The sequence below is a fragment of the Novosphingobium sp. SG754 genome (assembly GCF_013149315.1).
Lineage (GTDB): Bacteria > Pseudomonadota > Alphaproteobacteria > Sphingomonadales > Sphingomonadaceae > Novosphingobium > Novosphingobium capsulatum.
This window is the reverse complement of sequence record NZ_JABGCC010000001.1, coordinates 790042-805373: the sequence shown is the minus strand read 5'-3', so window position 1 is coordinate 805373 and position 15332 is coordinate 790042. Positions and strand designations below refer to the sequence as shown.

The 15332-nt window shown below is 63.7% G+C and carries 19 protein-coding genes; 10 read left to right on the top strand and 9 right to left on the bottom strand.

Translation table 11 applies throughout. The annotated features are described in order from the left end of the window. Nucleotides 1-180: 180 nt before the first annotated feature. The 3 genes from FHW97_RS03805 to FHW97_RS03795 all read right to left on the bottom strand — a co-directional run bounded on the left by FHW97_RS03805 (nucleotide 181) and on the right by FHW97_RS03795 (nucleotide 2250). On the bottom strand, nucleotides 181-627 hold the full coding sequence (locus FHW97_RS03805) for a MarR family winged helix-turn-helix transcriptional regulator (protein ID WP_171798029.1): 447 nt from the start codon (nucleotides 625-627) through the stop codon (nucleotides 181-183). A gap of 7 nt (nucleotides 628-634) precedes the next feature. Next, a complete protein-coding gene (locus FHW97_RS03800) occupies nucleotides 635-1048 on the bottom strand; it encodes an ester cyclase (protein ID WP_171798028.1) in 414 nt (137 codons plus the stop codon). Between the two features lie 266 nt (nucleotides 1049-1314). Next, nucleotides 1315-2250, bottom strand: a complete 936-nt coding sequence (locus FHW97_RS03795) for an alpha/beta fold hydrolase (protein WP_253941537.1) — start codon at nucleotides 2248-2250, stop codon at nucleotides 1315-1317. 46 nt (nucleotides 2251-2296) lie between these two features. On the opposite strand from FHW97_RS03795, the gene FHW97_RS03790 reads away from it, so the two are divergent. Continuing rightward, nucleotides 2297-2914: a TetR/AcrR family transcriptional regulator gene (locus FHW97_RS03790; RefSeq protein WP_171798027.1), complete on the top strand. Its 618-nt coding sequence runs from the start codon at nucleotides 2297-2299 to the stop codon at nucleotides 2912-2914. On the opposite strand, the gene FHW97_RS03785 is transcribed toward FHW97_RS03790, so the two are convergent. Continuing rightward, entirely contained in the window at nucleotides 2878-3654 is a 777-nt protein-coding gene (locus FHW97_RS03785; RefSeq protein WP_171798026.1) for a helix-turn-helix domain-containing protein, read from the bottom strand. The genes FHW97_RS03790 and FHW97_RS03785 overlap by 37 nt on opposite strands. Before the next feature lie 77 nt (nucleotides 3655-3731). Here FHW97_RS03785 and FHW97_RS03780 point away from each other — a divergent pair, with 77 nt between their 5' ends. From FHW97_RS03780 to FHW97_RS03765, 4 genes are all read left to right on the top strand, one after another. Then, nucleotides 3732-4511, top strand: a complete 780-nt coding sequence (locus FHW97_RS03780) for a class I SAM-dependent methyltransferase (protein ID WP_171798025.1) — start codon at nucleotides 3732-3734, stop codon at nucleotides 4509-4511. Nucleotides 4512-4768: 257 nt separating this feature from the next. Then, on the top strand, nucleotides 4769-5323 hold the full coding sequence (locus FHW97_RS03775; protein ID WP_171798024.1) for an ABATE domain-containing protein: 555 nt from the start codon (nucleotides 4769-4771) through the stop codon (nucleotides 5321-5323). Beyond that, nucleotides 5320-6231, top strand: a complete 912-nt coding sequence (locus FHW97_RS03770) for a cyclase family protein (RefSeq protein ID WP_171798023.1) — start codon at nucleotides 5320-5322, stop codon at nucleotides 6229-6231. Before FHW97_RS03775 ends, FHW97_RS03770 begins: the two co-directional genes overlap by 4 nt. 63 nt (nucleotides 6232-6294) lie before the next feature. Continuing rightward, on the top strand, nucleotides 6295-7179 hold the full coding sequence (locus FHW97_RS03765; protein ID WP_171798022.1) for an NAD(P)-dependent oxidoreductase: 885 nt from the start codon (nucleotides 6295-6297) through the stop codon (nucleotides 7177-7179). Here the strand turns inward: FHW97_RS03765 and FHW97_RS22010 are convergent, their stop codons facing one another. From FHW97_RS22010 to FHW97_RS03745, 3 genes are read right to left on the bottom strand one after another with little or no spacing between them, the layout of a single operon-like run. Then, complete coding sequence (locus tag FHW97_RS22010) at nucleotides 7180-8013, bottom strand: EamA family transporter (protein WP_171798021.1); 834 nt, start codon at nucleotides 8011-8013, stop codon at nucleotides 7180-7182. A gap of 6 nt (nucleotides 8014-8019) precedes the next feature. Then, entirely contained in the window at nucleotides 8020-8838 is an 819-nt protein-coding gene (locus tag FHW97_RS22335) for a GNAT family N-acetyltransferase (protein ID WP_370525275.1), read from the bottom strand. Further along, nucleotides 8835-9587: an NAD(P)-dependent oxidoreductase gene (locus FHW97_RS03745; protein ID WP_171798020.1), complete on the bottom strand. Its 753-nt coding sequence runs from the start codon at nucleotides 9585-9587 to the stop codon at nucleotides 8835-8837. Before FHW97_RS03745 ends, FHW97_RS22335 begins: the two co-directional genes overlap by 4 nt. Nucleotides 9588-9793: 206 nt before the next feature. Here FHW97_RS03745 and FHW97_RS03740 point away from each other — a divergent pair, with 206 nt between their 5' ends. Both FHW97_RS03740 and FHW97_RS03735 read left to right on the top strand, forming a co-directional pair. Then, the gene (locus FHW97_RS03740; protein ID WP_069206471.1) at nucleotides 9794-10234 is read left to right on the top strand and encodes a GFA family protein; all 441 of its coding nucleotides are present in this window, start codon (nucleotides 9794-9796) and stop codon (nucleotides 10232-10234) included. 67 nt (nucleotides 10235-10301) lie between these two features. Next, on the top strand, nucleotides 10302-10709 hold the full coding sequence (locus FHW97_RS03735) for an NUDIX hydrolase (protein WP_216647617.1): 408 nt from the start codon (nucleotides 10302-10304) through the stop codon (nucleotides 10707-10709). A 109-nt stretch (nucleotides 10710-10818) separates the two neighbouring features. Here FHW97_RS03735 and FHW97_RS03730 read toward each other — a convergent pair whose 3' ends face one another. After that, nucleotides 10819-11916 carry an NmrA family NAD(P)-binding protein gene (locus tag FHW97_RS03730; RefSeq protein ID WP_216647616.1) on the bottom strand — a complete coding sequence of 366 codons (1098 nt, stop codon included), beginning with the start codon at nucleotides 11914-11916 and terminating at the stop codon, nucleotides 10819-10821. Nucleotides 11917-12030: 114 nt separating this feature from the next. On the opposite strand from FHW97_RS03730, the gene FHW97_RS03725 reads away from it, so the two are divergent. The 3 genes from FHW97_RS03725 to FHW97_RS03715 all read left to right on the top strand — a co-directional run bounded on the left by FHW97_RS03725 (nucleotide 12031) and on the right by FHW97_RS03715 (nucleotide 13847). Further along, nucleotides 12031-12513, top strand: coding sequence for a helix-turn-helix domain-containing protein (locus FHW97_RS03725; RefSeq protein WP_216647615.1), 483 nt, complete (start codon nucleotides 12031-12033; stop codon nucleotides 12511-12513). Nucleotides 12514-12768: 255 nt separating this feature from the next. Further along, nucleotides 12769-13227: a GNAT family N-acetyltransferase gene (locus tag FHW97_RS03720; protein WP_171798017.1), complete on the top strand. Its 459-nt coding sequence runs from the start codon at nucleotides 12769-12771 to the stop codon at nucleotides 13225-13227. After that, complete coding sequence (locus FHW97_RS03715) at nucleotides 13224-13847, top strand: FMN-dependent NADH-azoreductase (protein ID WP_171798016.1); 624 nt, start codon at nucleotides 13224-13226, stop codon at nucleotides 13845-13847. Before FHW97_RS03720 ends, FHW97_RS03715 begins: the two co-directional genes overlap by 4 nt. Nucleotides 13848-13861: 14 nt before the next feature. On the opposite strand, the gene FHW97_RS03710 is transcribed toward FHW97_RS03715, so the two are convergent. Beyond that, complete coding sequence (locus FHW97_RS03710; protein WP_216647614.1) at nucleotides 13862-15319, bottom strand: PLP-dependent aminotransferase family protein; 1458 nt, start codon at nucleotides 15317-15319, stop codon at nucleotides 13862-13864. Nucleotides 15320-15332 lie beyond the last annotated feature (13 nt).

Below are 15332 nucleotides of genomic sequence, written 5' to 3'. Positions count from 1 at the left end.
ACGTCTGGGCTCGCCGAAAGCCGCCATTTTTATGACGCCTCGCGACGGCAGTGATGTCCCACGACGCCGCGTTCGAGGTGGCGGCAAATGGCGACCAGTTCATGCCGTTCTCGAAGCGGCCTTCGGACGTCGGCTCCGGACGAAAGCGGCTAGTGGCCGATCTCGGACCGGAAACGCCCTTTACCCCTCCGGTTGGACCAACCGATTAAGGATCGGAATCGTGGCCTGAAGCAGGTTTCGCTCATCGCGTGATAATCGAGTGTGAATGGCCCGCTCGATCCAAGACTCGCGCGCCTGACGCTCCTGCGCGAGCGCAGCGTCGCCATCGGAGGAGATTGTCACCAAACGGCTGCGGCGATCGGCCGGATCGGGATCCTGTTGGACTAGCCCCTCCGCATTGAGACCCGCCACTACCAGTCGCATGGTCTGATGGGTAACGCCGCGCTTTTCGGCCAAGGCGGCGACGTTCATAGCGCCGAGCCGTTGAAGCAAATCCAGAGTCTCTGACTGTGCTGATCGTACCGTTCCCGTCTCGAGACGAACCACACGCACGAAGGCGCTGACGCTTCTGCGGAGATCCTGCGCCAACCGGGCCTCGTCTAACTGAACCGCGACCGCTTCCACCATCGTCGGCTCAGCTCTGCTGCAAGCGGGCGAGCACGGACGGCAGATTGTTGATGCCCCAATGTTCGGCATAGCGGCCATCCTCGATCCGCACGACGTCAATCACGTCAATGCTGACTGGTCTGCCCGTCGCCTCCACCCCAATTAAAGATCCGGTGTGGGTGCCTGAAATCGTCTTACGCGTCGTCACCTTGTCGCCTTCCGCAATCTGGTCGTGGATCGTGACAGTCAGCCCCGCCAAGGCCGGGTGGAGCACGTTCTGAAAGGTGTTCCACATGCTCTCACCGTCTGAAGCCGCACCGGGGGGTGCAGATCGGTTGATGAACCCTGGTGCGATCAGCGCTTCGAAGGCGGTGCGATTACCGTCTGCGATAACCTCATCGTTGAAACGACGGACAACTGCTTTTGGATCGTGAACTGACATGAGAACCTCCGTCCTGAACGTCAATATATACAGCATTGCTGTATATATTCAATGGCTCGTGACGCAGTCTCTTTCCGCGAGACTTCTCGGGACGCTCGCGAACGACAGTTCTGGGTTGAACCCGCCGTCCGGCGAAGCCTCTGCGAACGGCGAATTTGTCCCAGCCCTCGCCCTCGTGATCCGGCTCACCTTGCCCGTCAAACGTCGGCACTAGGAACCAGCGAAATTCCGTTGTCCGGTGGCAGGTGCACTGCACGAACCAGCGGCTAGAATCCGGCGATCATCTGCTCCGGCCATGGATTTACGCCCGACGTCAGCCAGGAAAGGGTGTCTTGCCAGAACCCGTCGGCATGGGAGTCATGAAACAGGTTGAAATGCCCAATGGCTTTGCGTTCAAAATCCGAGGGGCGCAGCAGCACAGTCGTGCGAGGGGCGCCCTGATAATAACTGAGTGTGCGGCGGATTGCCTGGGGCGTGCCGAGTTCATCGTCAGACACAGCCACCGCCAGAATAGGCGCGCAAAACGCAGACATCCGGGCGCGCAGCTCAGGTTTCTCATCGCGCTCCCATCGGCTCTCGAACAGCGGCCCGCCAAAGCTCCAGGCATTAGCGACGCCAGCAGGAAGGTCCTCCAACCATCCCAGCCGTTTGCCGGGGAAGTAGCCAAACACCGCGGTGAGGAGCGGCATCAACACGTGCCACTTTCCAAAAAGCGCGGCCCGGCGATCACGCGCGTAATCGCCCCACCACGCATATTGGGCGCCGACCGTCAGCAACCGATCGACATGGGCGGCAGCACTTCGCGCTAGGCCTGGGATGACCCCGCCGAAGCTGTGGCCGACGAGGCTCAGCGGTCCCGCCCCACCCCGTGCTCGCATGAAGGCCAGTGCCGCCTCGAAATCGAGTAAGCCCCAATCCACCCAGCGATATCCGCATCCACGAAGATCCGCAGGTCGAGAGGCGCCGATGCCGCGATAGTCATAGGTAAGCACATCGACCCCATGAGCAGCGAGGAAGCGCGCATAGCGATGATAGTAACGCGCCAGCACCCCGGTCGCGGGATTGAGAATCACCTGCCCGACACTGTCCCCCGTCGAGAGCCAGAGCGTGCCGCCAAGCAGGACGCCATCGTCACAGGAGAAGCGGACCGGCATGCCGTCTGGCGAGGCTTCGTTTGGTTGACGTATGTGCATAAACCACATGCTAGGGGATAGACGATGCCAGGTATCTTCACTAGTGAGTATAGGTATGACCCGCCCGTCCGCTCCGACCCGCGATCGCATCATCGATGCGGCTTCGGCGCTGTTCTACGGAGAAGGCATTCGCGCGGTCAGTATGGACGCCGTCGCTGCCAAGGCGGGCATCACCAAGAAGACGCTTTACTATCATTTCCGCAGCAAGGACGATTTGATCGCCGCCTACCTAGAGGCACGCGACACCCCCAATTTGCGGCTGTTCCAGCGTTGGTTCGACCATGCGCAAGGCGATGTCGCGGACAAGCTCCGCAGCGTGTTCCTGCACCTTGCGGCATCCGCCCGGCACCGCAAATGGAAAGGCTGCGGCTTCCTGCGCACGTCCGTCGAATTGTTCGACCTGCCTGGCCACCCGGCGATCGCTGCGGCGCGCGCGCATAAGCGTCGGGTGGAGGACTGGATGTACACTGTTCTAGAGGACGCGGGTTATGGGCCGGAAGCCCGCGTTCTGGCCCGCCAGCTGATTCTCCTCATGGACGGAGGCTTTGCCGTCGTGCTGCTTCATCGCGACGCCAGCTACATGGAATCGGCCGCCGACGCCGCAGTCACGCTCCTTCGCGCAGCCGTCATGGGCGGTCAGCCTGGCGAAGGGATCAGTGCCACAAGCTTATAGTCCGGACGCTCCGCCGCTGTGAAAGTATGCTGACGGTAGCTTAGCAAGCCGTCTTGCGGATGCACAAAATTTCGCAGGCCGCCCTCGCGCGCCGATACGCTCTGTGTCTCCCATTCCTGCGCGAAGAGCGGAGATTCCACACACAGGTCCGCAGTGAATGCGGCAAGGTCAGCGTCGTTGAGTATCCGCGCGCAATCCGCCCGGAACTCTGCAAGTAGCCGTCTCGCGCGCTCTTCCCAGTCCGGTAGTAGCGACCGAACCGATCTTTCCAGGAACGTGTAGCGTAGCAGGTTGCGCTGGCGGCCCGGCCCGAGCCAATCCGCGAACAGATGCTCCGCAGGAGCGTTCCAACAACAGGCATTCCACAGCCGGTCCAGCCCATAGGCCGGAAAGGGGAGCGCCTCAATCAGCGCAGACACCCCCTCGGGCGCTGTAGATGTCGCCACCGTAGGGGGCGCATCAGGATCGCGCCTGTCGCCCAGTTCGAAAAGATAGGCGCGCTCGGCGGGGGTGAGCGCCAGCGCCACGGCGAGGCGCGCCAGCGTTTCGGCCGAGACGCGCACCTCCCTGCCCTGCTCGATCCAGGCGCACCACGTCACACCAATGCCCGCTCGTGCGGCCAGCTCCTCACGGCGCAATCCAGGCGTTCGGCGGCGCCGGACCTGAAGATCCGGTATCACCCGCTCGCGATGCGAGCGGATGAAGTGGCCCAGGAGTTTACGTTTTTCATCCGATAGCATGGGTCATCTTATAACAGGATAAGAAGGTCTCTTGTAACAGGTTCTTGATTGCCTTCAGATGCCTTCAGGAGGAAATTATGACCCGTTCCCATGAGACCGTCGTCGAAGCGCAATTCGGAAGTCAGGCCAAAGCCTATGTCACCAGTATCGTACATGCCCGGGGCGAAGACCTGGATGCAGTGGAGGCGATCGCGCGGCGCGAAGCCGCCTCGCGCGCGCTCGACCTGGGAACGGGCGGCGGCCATGTCGCCTATCGGCTCTCACCGCATAGCGGCACCGTCACGGCAGTCGATCTGTCGGCGGCAATGCTGGAGGCAATTCAGGCGACCGCCCGGCAGCAGGGCTTGTCCAATGTCGAGATCTGTAATTCTCCCGCAGAGCAACTGCCGTTCGAAGATGCCAGCTTTGATCTTCTGGCCACCCGCTTCAGCGCGCACCACTGGCGCGACTGGAATGCCGGATTGCGCGAGGCCCGCCGCGTCCTGAAGCCCGGCGCGACCGCGATTTTCATCGACGTGATTTCTCCGGGCCACGCGCCGTTCGACACCCATCTCCAGGCGGTCGAACTGCTGCGCGACCCGTCCCACGTCCGTGACCATACCGAAAGCGAGTGGGCGGCCGCGCTGGATAGAGCGGGCTTCCGGGTGCGCAGCACGGTGAAGCGGCGCCTGCGGATGGAGTTCACATCCTGGGTCGAACGGATGCGGACGCCGGATGCGCTTCGCACGGCGATCCGCGCCCTGCAGCAACTGGCGTCAGCCGAAACCGCCGCCTATTTCGCGATCGAACCCGATGGCTCCTTCTCCATCGATGCGCTGCAAGTCGAAGCATCGGCCTGCCGGGCGCGCACACTCTGATTGGGAAGGCCCAACATACGCCGGCGCTGTCGACCGCCGCATTACGATATTTCGGATGCGGCAAGACGCGGCGAGCGTAGCGAGGCGTAACGGCTCACCGGCACGATGCTCAAATGTCGGGCCGGCGAGCCATGAGATCCATTTATGCGAACGTTCATCCTCTCCTCGGACGATGGCCGCATCAAGGGCGCGGCGCTCGTAAGCATCTCGACTGGCGCAATATTGACGTAACCACATCATCCTGTTACGCGGTCGCCATGTTCGAGTTTTCAGCTGGCTCTCCTGCACTTTGCCTTGTCGACACCGTGGGTAACCGTGGTGGGGCTGACATCGAACGCTTGGCGACGCCGCAGGATTTCACGCGCTGGCTGCGCCAGGCATCCTTGCTCGATCTCGATGATAGAGAAGCGCTCGAAGCCGATCTGGTCGATGCCCGCGCGCTGCGGGACGCGCTCTATCGAGCGGCTCTCGCGATCGTGAATGGCGAAATGCCAGTGCCAGCCGACATCGATGGGATCAATGATTTGGCGCAGGGAACCCCGACCCGTCCACAATGGGTCAACGGCGAAGTCGTTCACGTCGCCCGGGATGGCGTGCGTGCGGCCCTTGCATTGCTCGCCGGCGATGCGGTCGGAACGCTCGCCGACGCCCAGGCCGGTCGAGTTCGCCTTTGCCCGGAATGCCGGATGATGTTCGTCGATAAATCACCGGCCGGGAAGCGCCGCTGGTGCTCGTCGGCCAGCGGCTGCGGCAACCGCGCGAAGGTACGGGACCACCGCGCCAGAAAAGCCCAGGAAGGAAGCGCCGCATGAGTGCCGAACATCGCGTCCAGTTCGACTTCGAGATCGAGTTCGCCAACGGCGGCGCGCTTCAGGGTCAGGAATTCCGTCTCGACATCGAGCATGACGACATCACAGACGACACTCTCGGCGCCCACCTCATCGCCGACCTGCGGCTGCTGATGGTTGCCCGCGTCAACATTCTCAACAAGCGCATCATCCAGGAACCGCACAAGCGGGCGCGCAAAACGCCGGTCGCAGCGAATGCGCAAGCGCAGCGGATCGATCTCAGCCATGTGATCGAAGCTGGCATGATCACCTACAAGGGCCTTCCGGCACCGCTGATCTGCGACCATCTTTCGCGCGAGGCATCGCGCCAGAGCTATGATCCCGGCACCGAGTTCCAGATCGATCGGATCGAGATGGTCGGCAACACCGGCACGTATCTCGATACGCCCTTCCATCGCTATGCCGACGGCTATGACCTGTCGGCACTGAACCTCGAGACGGTCTCTGGCTGCCCTGGGGTGGTGGTCAACGTGACAGGGGCAACGGGCCGCGCAATCGACTGGACCATGCTTGCCGCTGTCGATGTGCGCGACAAGGCGGTCCTCGTCCATACCGGATGGGACGCGCATTGGCGCACGGATCAATATTTCGAGAATCACGTCCACCTGACCGAACGGGCGGCGATCCAGCTGCGCGACAGCGGCGCGCGGCTCGTCGGGATCGACTCATTCAACATTGACGACACGTCCGGTGGGACGCGCCCCGTCCATTCGGTCCTGCTCGCTGCCGGCATCCCGATCGTCGAGCACCTGACCAATCTCCAGTCGCTGCCTGCGGAAGGCTTCCGCTTCTGGGCGGTGCCGCCCAAGTTCAAGAAAGTCGGCACATTCCCGGTTCGTGCGCATGCGATCATCGATGGCCGTGAGGCCTGATCCGACCAGAGTGCTTAGTTCCGCCTGCGTCGCCCTTGCGGCGCGGAAGCCGAGGAGGTTTTGATGACTGTCGCGTTTCTGGGTCTGGGCCATATGGGTGCGCCGATGGCGACCAATCTTCTGAAAACACAGCCGGATCTGAGGGTGTGGAATCGGTCGCTGCCGGCGCTTGAGTGTCTTGGCGAGCTCGGCGCCACGATCGCGCCCACGGCCAGGGATGCCATTCGGGGCGCCGCCACCGTGCTGCTCATGCTCGCCAACGAGGCGGCGATCGATGATGTGCTGGAACGCGGATCCCCGGCGTTCACTGACAACGTTCGCGGCCGCCTGATCGTCCATATGGGGACGACGTCGACTGACTTTTCGCGGGAACTGGCTGCCGCAGTCGAAGCGGCGGGCGGTCGCTACGTCGAGGCACCGGTTTCCGGGTCGCGAGTGCCGGCTGAGCAGGGCTCCTTGGTCGCCATGGTCTCCGGCGAGGAGGCCGACGTCGCCACGGTGCGCGACCTGGTCCAGCCGATGTGCAGCAAGACCTTTGCCTGCGGCCGCGTGCCCGGTGGCCTGGCCATGAAACTGGCCGTCAACCTCTTCCTGATCACCATGGTTACCGGCTTGATGGAAGCGGCACACTTCGCCCGCGCCGCTGGGCTCGATATCGCGCTATTCCGCGCCGTCATCGATGCCGGCCCCATGTCCAGCGACGTATCACGCGTGAAGCTCGACAAGCTCGTGAACGACGACTTTGCGCCCCAGGCCAGCCTCGCTGACGTGCTGATGAACAGTCGACTGGTCGCTGATGCGGCCCATTCCTCGGCGGTTGCCACGCCTTTGCTGGACCAGGCGAACGCACTCTATGCAAAGGCTGACGAAATGGGATTAGGCGGCATCGATATGATCGGGGTGCTTCGCGCGCTTGAGGAGCTCACGCGCAACCATACGGCGGGGTGATCAACCGGCGCGGAGCAGAGCGGCGCCGGCGGCAATGAGCGCCGCCGCGGTGACGCGCCCAGGACCGACCGGCTCCCTGAGGAAAATAACCGATATAAGGACACCGAACAGGATCGCTGTTTCCCGCAACGCCGCTACGATGGCGACGGGGACCAGCGTCATGGCCCACAGCGCGAGACCATAGGATGCGGTGGTGCTTGCACCGCCGACAATGCCCAGCCGCCAGTTCCGCCCCAGACAGGCGCGGAACGCCTGGCCCCGCCGGATGATCGCCCAGCTTGTCAGCGGAATGCCGGTCAGCAGGAAAATCCACAAGGTGTAGGCCGCTGCGGATCCCGATTGCCGCACGCCAGCGCCATCGACCATCGTGTAGCCGGCAATGACAACCGCATTGAGGAACGCGAGGCCCGCACCCTTGTCCAGCGAGCGGAGCGGGTTTCCTGCCACACCGAGGATACCGGCACAGATGACGGCGACACCGCACCAGGCCTGCCAGCGCAATGGTTCGCGCAGGATGGTCGTACTTGCGATTGCGACCAGCAATGGCGCGGCCCCCCGCATCAGCGGATAAGTGCGGCTCATCTCCGCGACCCGATACGTCCAAGCGACCAGCCCATAATAGCTGATGGACAGGATCGCCGATCCAGCCAGGAAGGGCCAGCTCTGGCGCGCGGGCGGTGGCAGGAACGGCAAGCCGACCACGGCTATTGCTGCTGCAGATCCTGTAATCAGGGCGGTCATCAGACCCCTGTCCTCCCCGCCCCGGATGATCGCGTTCCAGGTTGCATGCAGCGCTGCTGCGACCAGGATGACAGGGAAGACGGCAGCGATCACGCGCAGTCAGGCAAGATCGAGGTGAAGAAAACGGCTGAAGCCGCCGTCTGTATAGTGCGAAAAAGCTGGCCCCTCTTCAAACCCTCGACTGTGATAGAGCGCGACGGCCGGGTCGAACGACGGCAGGCTTCCTGTTTCGAGGCTTAGCCGCCGAACGCCGCGAGCCTTGGCCACAGCAATGATCGTGTCGAGGATGGCCTGGGCCGCTCTCTGGCGGAGGAAGTCCGGGTGGGTGCGCATCGACTTCACTTCGGCGGTACCGTCAGGCAACATTTTGAGCGCGCCGACGGCAGCGACGCGCGGGCCGGCCCACGCCGTCCAAACCGTCATTTCAGGAATCGTAAGTCCGGTCAGATCGAGCGCGTGAACATTTTCCGGCGAGGAATCCGCCCGCATGCCTGCCAGGTGCAGCGCCAGCAGGGCGCGGGTCTCCTCCCCACTCAGATCATCTTCGCGAACTTCAAAAGCCGGGCCTTCTTCCGCTTTGAAGGGGGAAAGGGATTGCTGCCAGTCATAGGCACGGTCCACCGTAGCCACGATAACCTGATACCAGTCATACCAGACCGCCCGCCCCTGCTCGCGGATGCGCGAATGATCGGGATCGTCCCGCCACGCGAGCGCATCGGCATGGTTGCGCCACCAACTGACGGTGATTCCCACGCCAGCAGAATCACGCGACGAGACGATCCCCAGATAGCCGTCGTGCGCTGCCGCGGCTTTTGCCATGGCTTCGGCCGCGGCGGCATACCCCTCGGCATCTGCCTGTGTGCGACTCGAAACGAAGATCACGGCGACCGCGCCGGGAGGAGGCGAACGATCCCTCATGCGGTGGGCGCCACCTGCTGTGCGGCCATACGGAAGTCCGGGTTCCAGCCGAGTGCCGAAATCGCCTTGTCGATGCGGACCTCTCCGCCCGGATTGGCGACATTGTAGATGCTCGGCGCCCCGTGATCGATCGCGAGAAAAGCTGCGTAGGCGGCGGCCTCGACATGCAGCGGCGATGCGCCATCCGGCGTCTCGCTCCAGGTTCCGGGGCCGAAGAGTTGGCCGTAGCGCAGCACCACGCCTTCGATCCCCGGCGTCTCGAGCACGGCGCGCTCAAGCGGGACGATGCCTTCACGGATCGTCGTGCCCCGCGCGCCTTCCGCATCGACCTCCAGCAGGTCTTCCTCCGCATAGGGCGGCGTGCCCGGCGCATAGGCCCAGGCGATGCTCTGCGCGATAATCCGCTGGGCGCCGGCTCCCACTGCTGCTCGCACCAGGTTGGGCGTGCCTTCGCGGCGCAGCCGGGCATTGGCGCGTCGGGCCGCTTCCGGATCCGCAGCCATGTCGCCGGAAAGATCAGTTAGCTGGTGGATGACCACAGTGGGCGCAGCACCTGCCACCGCCCGCGCCAAGGCTTCGGCATCGAACACATCGACGATCACCGGCCGGACGCCCGCCGCCTCAAGGCCGGCCGCACGCTCCGCCGATCGCGTTGTGCCGAAAACCGTGTGCCCATGCTGCAGTAACAGCGGAACCAATCGCTGCCCGATAACGCCGGCGGCACCCGCCAGGAAGATAGTATGAGGCATTGCGCCCTCCTTGATGATCTGCGCATCAGGTGCAGCGCAACGCAGCGCCTGGGAAGCACCAAGACTGTTGGCTTTGCCTGTACCATCGTCGTGGTACCCGCCGCCCTCAAGCCAATGGTACAATCGAAATCACAATTCTTGCGGCTGGCCGTCGGGCGCCAAACCGCTACTCCTGTAATCTGGTATTGTCGCAAGGGAATGCGCCTATGACGGAAGCAGTCAACACCATCCTCGGTGGATGCCATTGCGGATCTGTGCGGTTCGAAGCCAAGTTGAGCGATGGCTTCAACACGATCCGTCGCTGCACCTGCTCCTATTGCCGGATGCGCGGCGCGGTCGCGGTCTCGGCCGAACTGGGCGGCATCCGCCTGCTCCAGGGCGAAGACATGCTGACCAGCTACCGCTTCAACACGGGAACGGCGCAACATTTCTTCTGCTCGCGCTGCGGGATCTACACCCACCATCAACGTCGATCCAATCCGAACCAGTACGGCGTCAACGTCGCCTGCCTGGACGGGGTAAGCCCTTTCGACTTCGCCGAAGTTCCGGTCGTCGACGGCGTCCGCCACTCCCGCGACAATGGCGGGGTTACCGTGCGTGCCGGAACCCTGCGCTACATCCCGAACGACCAGAGCGATCCGGCGTAAGTCTGTCGTACGATAAGAAGATGACGTACATCCAAATATGATCACCCCATCACCCGCTCGCAGACCTGTGCCGGCCACGATTGCCGCCGTGATCCGGGATGGATCCGTCCTGCTGGTCCGTCGCGCCAACCCGCCGGACGTCGGCTTGTGGGGCTTTCCTGGTGGCAAGATCGACTTTGGTGAGACGATCGCGCAGGCCGCCGTTCGCGAGTTGCTTGAGGAAACCGGCATCCAGGCGGAAGCAGGCCCGGTGTTCAACTGCGTCGACGTCCTCGATCGGGCCGAGGATGGGTCGATCAATCACCATTATGTCCTGATCGCAGTGTTGTGTCGCTGGATCGCCGGATCGCCGATGGCGGGCGACGATGCACTTGAAGCCGCTTGGCACCCGCTGGCGGATCTGCGCGACACCGCGCTCGCGATGAGCTTCGGCGTCGCCGATATCGCGCTTCAGGCTGCAGCGATGGACGCATAACAGCGTGGAAAAGCTGCCCCGACTGCGATGGCAGGCGGGGCAAGGCTTTACCAAAAGCTGCGAGCCTCTAGCACAGTGGGAACGCATCAGGGGAGCTGATGCGGCGATGTCAAAGCGCGCCGCGCCGCCCGTCCTCGCTCATTTTCAGCACGGGGCGGCGGTTGATCGCATCCGGTTGGATGCGATCCCATAAAGTCGGACCGCCGCTTTCCTGCGCGCGGCGCTCTTCGCGACGGAGCCATTCCTCGGCGCTGCGGATCCGCTTGGGATGGATTTCGTCCAGCAGCCCATAGTCCCGGTTGATGATCCCGTATTTCCACTGATTCCAGAAGCCACTGAAATTGTCGCGGAAGCTCATCGTGCTCTTGTCATTCGGATCGGCGTTGTAGCCGGCGGGCCGGTCGGCGACCGCATTGATGGGCGCAAAATAGCTGTCGAGGTCCGTATCGACATAGCGCGCGGGGTGCCCGGTCACGCGCTCGAAAGCGGCTGCCAGATCCGCGTAGCGGACATGCTCGATCGCGACTTCGAGATCCATGCCGTTGGCGCGCTCCTGATGGTCGAACAGCCACCGCACATAATAAGCGCAGTCCTCAAGCGCGACATGGACCACCGCCCCGTCGCCAAGCGGCACGCGCCACGTCACCACGCCGTCTTCGATCCGTGGTGTCATGGGTGTCTGTCCCGAAAACGCCATCTCGATATACGGACCGCTGGTAAACAGCGCTGCGCCCATCCGATCGCCGTTCGACCCGTTCTGTTGAAGGATCCACTCGCCGACCCTTCCCTTACCGTCATAATGGCCGGTGCGGAATTGCGAGCGGTAGCCGGATTTCTTCAAGGTGTAATCGAGATTACCATAGACGAAGAACCGCACGCCTTCCTCCAGGGCGATCTCATAGGCGCGCATCGCCCAATAGATTTCGGTTTTTTCGCCGGTATTGAAGCCGTCGATGTTGACGAATGCGCCGTCGCAAGCACGCATGCCCTCGCGCAGTATCGCTTCGTCCGCGAATGTACCTTCCATGAAGGACACGTTCCCGAGCGCCGCCAGCTCCCGCGCCCGCGTCGATTCTGCGCTGCGGGTCAGGGCGAGAACCTCGTATCGGCTGTCTCCGACCAGCCCACGGACCACGTGCGCACCCTGCGCCCCGGTCGCCCCAATCACGAAAATTCGAGAAACTGTCGGCATCTTCGTCTCCGCCATTGATGTCAGCTTCGTAACTCTGATAATAGGAGTTAGTCAACTCTGATTATCGGAGTTACCCTACAACGGGGATTAGCAATGCGTTCAAAGGGCTTCGAAGGAATGGCCTGTTCCATGGCCGAAGTGATGGGGGCGCTCTGCGATCGCTGGGGCATGCTCGTGATGCGCGATCTGCTGCTGGGTCTCACCAGATACGACGATCTGCAACGCTCCACGGGTATCACGAACGCAACGCTCTCCGACCGGCTTCGAAGCCTGCAGGAGGCGGGATTGATCGAGCGGCGGCAATATCAGCGCCGCCCCGATCGCTACGACTATATCCCCACAGCGAAAGGCCGCGATCTCGCGCTCCTCCTGCAGGCCATGGTACAGATCGGCGACACATGGCGCGCGCGTGAAGCTGCCGCCGAGCCGCTGCACTTCCTTGATGCGGCGACGGGTGCCCGGTTGAAACTGGCGGTGGTCGATGCAGCGACAGGCACGCCGCTTGTCCGGCCGAAGCTGCGGATCGCAGCCGGCCCGGCAGCGGACGAAGCGATGCAATGGCGGCTCGCGCACGGCGAAGCGGAGCGTGCGGCAAGAAGCCAGCCGACATAGGCTCATAACCTTTGAAACGCGGGCACGCCCCCGGCCTTGAGCGCGCAGAGTATCCCGGCCGCACGAGGTCTGCCTGCGGTCCGTTCTCACCCGCGTGAACGCGCCAATCGAGATTGCCGGAATCTGGGGGCGGAGGCCCGTCGGCTGGCCGGGCCTGCCGATCATAGGCCAGTGCGATTAAGGCTTCTTGGTTCTTTCCTCGGCCTTTCCCGTCCGGGAAAAGAAGCGGGACAACGCAAAGCCCGCGGAGGCCCAATGACACTGTCCTCTACTGAGGTGGCAGCGCTCCACCATGCCGAAACTCCTGCCGATTTCGCCGCATGCTTCGACGTGATCCGGCAACTCCGGCCCAAGCTGCAGTCAGCGGGGGACTGGCACGCGCAAGCGGAAGCGATGCGCTCCGAGGGGTACCGGGTTCTCGTCTGCCGCGACGGCGAACGAGACGCCGCCGTCGCCGGCTACCGGATCTCGACCAATCTCGTCCATGGCCGCTTCCTGTTCGTCAACGATCTGGTGACCCTGGACAGTGTGCGCGGAAAGGGTCTGGGCCGGCTTTTGCTGCGCGAACTCGAGCGGATCGCTGAAGCCGAGGGCTGCGAGCGTCTCGTGCTCGATACGGCGATAGCCAATCTGGCGGCGCGGCGTTTCTACACGCGCGAAGGGATGGAAGAACGGATCGCCGGCTTCATCAAGCCGATCGGCACCCCGGCATGAGCCAAATCCTGCATCTCACCTGCAGCCCGCGCGGTGCCGAGTCCCACAGCACGGCATTGAGCACCGCCATCGTGCAACGCGTCATCGCGGCCCGACCAGGTGCGACCCACATCCGGCGCGATCTTGGCGTGGCGCCCCCTCACAGGATCGACGAACCCTATGCTTCTGCGCTTGTCGCGGGGCAGGCAGAAATCGGCTTTTCTTCGCCCGCGCTGGATCGCTCCGCCGCGGCGATCGCCGAACTGGTGGCAGCAGACATGCTGGTTATCGGCACCCCGATGCATAACTTTACCGTGCCCGCCGCGCTGAAAGTCTGGATCGACCTTGTTGTCCGCCCCTTCCACACCTTCGCACCGTGCGCGAACGGCAAGGTCGGATTGCTCCCCGACAAGCCGGTCTTCATCGCCATCGCGTCAGGCGGACATTTTCATGGCGAGGGCGCGGCGCAGCCGGACTTTCTGACGCCCTATCTGTCGGCGGTGCTGGGCTGCATTGGCATCCGCTCCGTCCACTTCCTGCCGTTGCAGCGCACCGCCAGAGCCACGGCGAGCGACCTGGAGCAGCAGACCCATGCGCTTCTCAATCGGGTCGACGACATCCTGCGTCACATGGGAGCGTAGCGACGTTGCGCGTGCTACGCTCCCCGGCTTTGCGGCGCGGGCCCAAAGTCATTCCTGATCAGGGACAGCAGGCGCGCAGCATCGCTCGGCATAGTTTCGGCGGCCGCATTGGTGATGCCAATGACCAATCCTTTCTCAGGCGCCTGCGAGGCATACCATTGCGACAGCGCCGTTGGGGCGAAGCCTTCCTCCCGCAAACGCCCGACGAGCCACACATCGTCCGTTTCGCGCGCGAGCGGCACATGGATGGCCAGCCCCGCTGCCCGGACGCTGCCGGCCGCCTGCAGGACATCGAGCACCGCCTCGCGGCGCTTGCGGTAGAGCAGCTTCATGCGCCGCAGATGGCGCAGATAATGTCCATCCGCGAGGAATTCGGCCAAGGCGGCCTGCGCGGCATAATTGGGCGGCGGAGCGAGATAGGTCGCCACTCGCATCAACGGCGCGATCAACGCTTCCGGGGCAACGAGGAAGCCGATGCCAAGCGACGGGCTGATCGTCTTGCTGAAGGTTCCGATATGGATCACGCGGCCATCGGGATCGCCGGCCGCGAGCGCCGGAGCGGCCCGACCATCGAGGTGAAGTTCGCTGAGGTAATCATCCTCGATGATCCAGGCATCGCTTTCCCTTGCCCAGGCAAGCATTGCCTGCCTTCGCTCTGGTGACAGGGTATGGCCGAGCGGTGCCTGCTGCCCCGGCGTCACGACCGCCAGCCCGGCGTCCGGGGCGATCGCGATGCCGAGACCCACATCGATGCCCTGACCGTCCACGGCGACGGGAACAGGAGAAAAGCCAGCCAGCTCCAGGCCGTGGCGCGAGACGGGATAGCCTGGGTCCTCCACCCAGGCGCGCCGCCGCGCGGAAGGAAGAGCCTGGAGCACCAGCCCGAAAGCACCTCGGAAACTGGTGGTGATGAAGACCTGCCCCGGCGTGCATTGCAGCCCGCGCGCCAGCGCAAGATGGGCGGCGATCTGGTGGCGCAACGCATCCATCCCGCGCGGATCGAGATAGCGCGTGCGCAGCGCCCCGGCATCGGCCGCCCGGCGGTGCAGACGCGCCCACAGCTTTGCCGGGAAGGCGTCGTGGGCCGGCACGCCCATCTGAAAGAAGCCAGGCGGCCCGGCGCCGAAGAGATCGAGCGAGGAACGCAGGTCGGCGAACCGGTCTGCCGTGGCGGGAGATGCTTGCGTTGGGGAATCCGCGACATGGGTGCCGGCCGCCCCCAAAGAGGCGATCAGGCCTTCGTCCGTGAGGCGATAATAGGCGGCGCGTACTGTGCCGCGTGCCACGCCGAGCTGCGCGGAGAGGTCCTGCCAGGATGGAAGGCGCGCACCGGGGGCGAGTGCCCCTTGCCGGATCGCGGTCCGGATGGCGGCGCAGATCTGATCCGTGAGCGGGAGCGGCAGGGTTCGATTGATCTCAAACCGGAAGTCCGCTGGCGGCGAAATATCCTTGGAAGATGTGTCCAGCGTCACGTCAATCACTTCA

Coding starts and splice junctions, on each gene's coding strand:
- FHW97_RS03805 (WP_171798029.1), bottom strand. CDS start 627: ATGGTGGAAGCGGTCGCGGTTCAGTTAGACGAGGCCCGGTTGGCGCAG.
- FHW97_RS03800 (WP_171798028.1), bottom strand. CDS start 1,048: ATGTCAGTTCACGATCCAAAAGCAGTTGTCCGTCGTTTCAACGATGAG.
- FHW97_RS03795 (WP_253941537.1), bottom strand. CDS start 2,250: ATGTGGTTTATGCACATACGTCAACCAAACGAAGCCTCGCCAGACGGC.
- FHW97_RS03790 (WP_171798027.1), top strand. CDS start 2,297: ATGACCCGCCCGTCCGCTCCGACCCGCGATCGCATCATCGATGCGGCT.
- FHW97_RS03785 (WP_171798026.1), bottom strand. CDS start 3,654: ATGCTATCGGATGAAAAACGTAAACTCCTGGGCCACTTCATCCGCTCG.
- FHW97_RS03780 (WP_171798025.1), top strand. CDS start 3,732: ATGACCCGTTCCCATGAGACCGTCGTCGAAGCGCAATTCGGAAGTCAG.
- FHW97_RS03775 (WP_171798024.1), top strand. CDS start 4,769: ATGTTCGAGTTTTCAGCTGGCTCTCCTGCACTTTGCCTTGTCGACACC.
- FHW97_RS03770 (WP_171798023.1), top strand. CDS start 5,320: ATGAGTGCCGAACATCGCGTCCAGTTCGACTTCGAGATCGAGTTCGCC.
- FHW97_RS03765 (WP_171798022.1), top strand. CDS start 6,295: ATGACTGTCGCGTTTCTGGGTCTGGGCCATATGGGTGCGCCGATGGCG.
- FHW97_RS22335 (WP_370525275.1), bottom strand. CDS start 8,838: ATGAGGGATCGTTCGCCTCCTCCCGGCGCGGTCGCCGTGATCTTCGTT.
- FHW97_RS03745 (WP_171798020.1), bottom strand. CDS start 9,587: ATGCCTCATACTATCTTCCTGGCGGGTGCCGCCGGCGTTATCGGGCAG.
- FHW97_RS03740 (WP_069206471.1), top strand. CDS start 9,794: ATGACGGAAGCAGTCAACACCATCCTCGGTGGATGCCATTGCGGATCT.
- FHW97_RS03730 (WP_216647616.1), bottom strand. CDS start 11,916: ATGGCGGAGACGAAGATGCCGACAGTTTCTCGAATTTTCGTGATTGGG.
- FHW97_RS03725 (WP_216647615.1), top strand. CDS start 12,031: ATGGCCGAAGTGATGGGGGCGCTCTGCGATCGCTGGGGCATGCTCGTG.
- FHW97_RS03720 (WP_171798017.1), top strand. CDS start 12,769: ATGACACTGTCCTCTACTGAGGTGGCAGCGCTCCACCATGCCGAAACT.
- FHW97_RS03715 (WP_171798016.1), top strand. CDS start 13,224: ATGAGCCAAATCCTGCATCTCACCTGCAGCCCGCGCGGTGCCGAGTCC.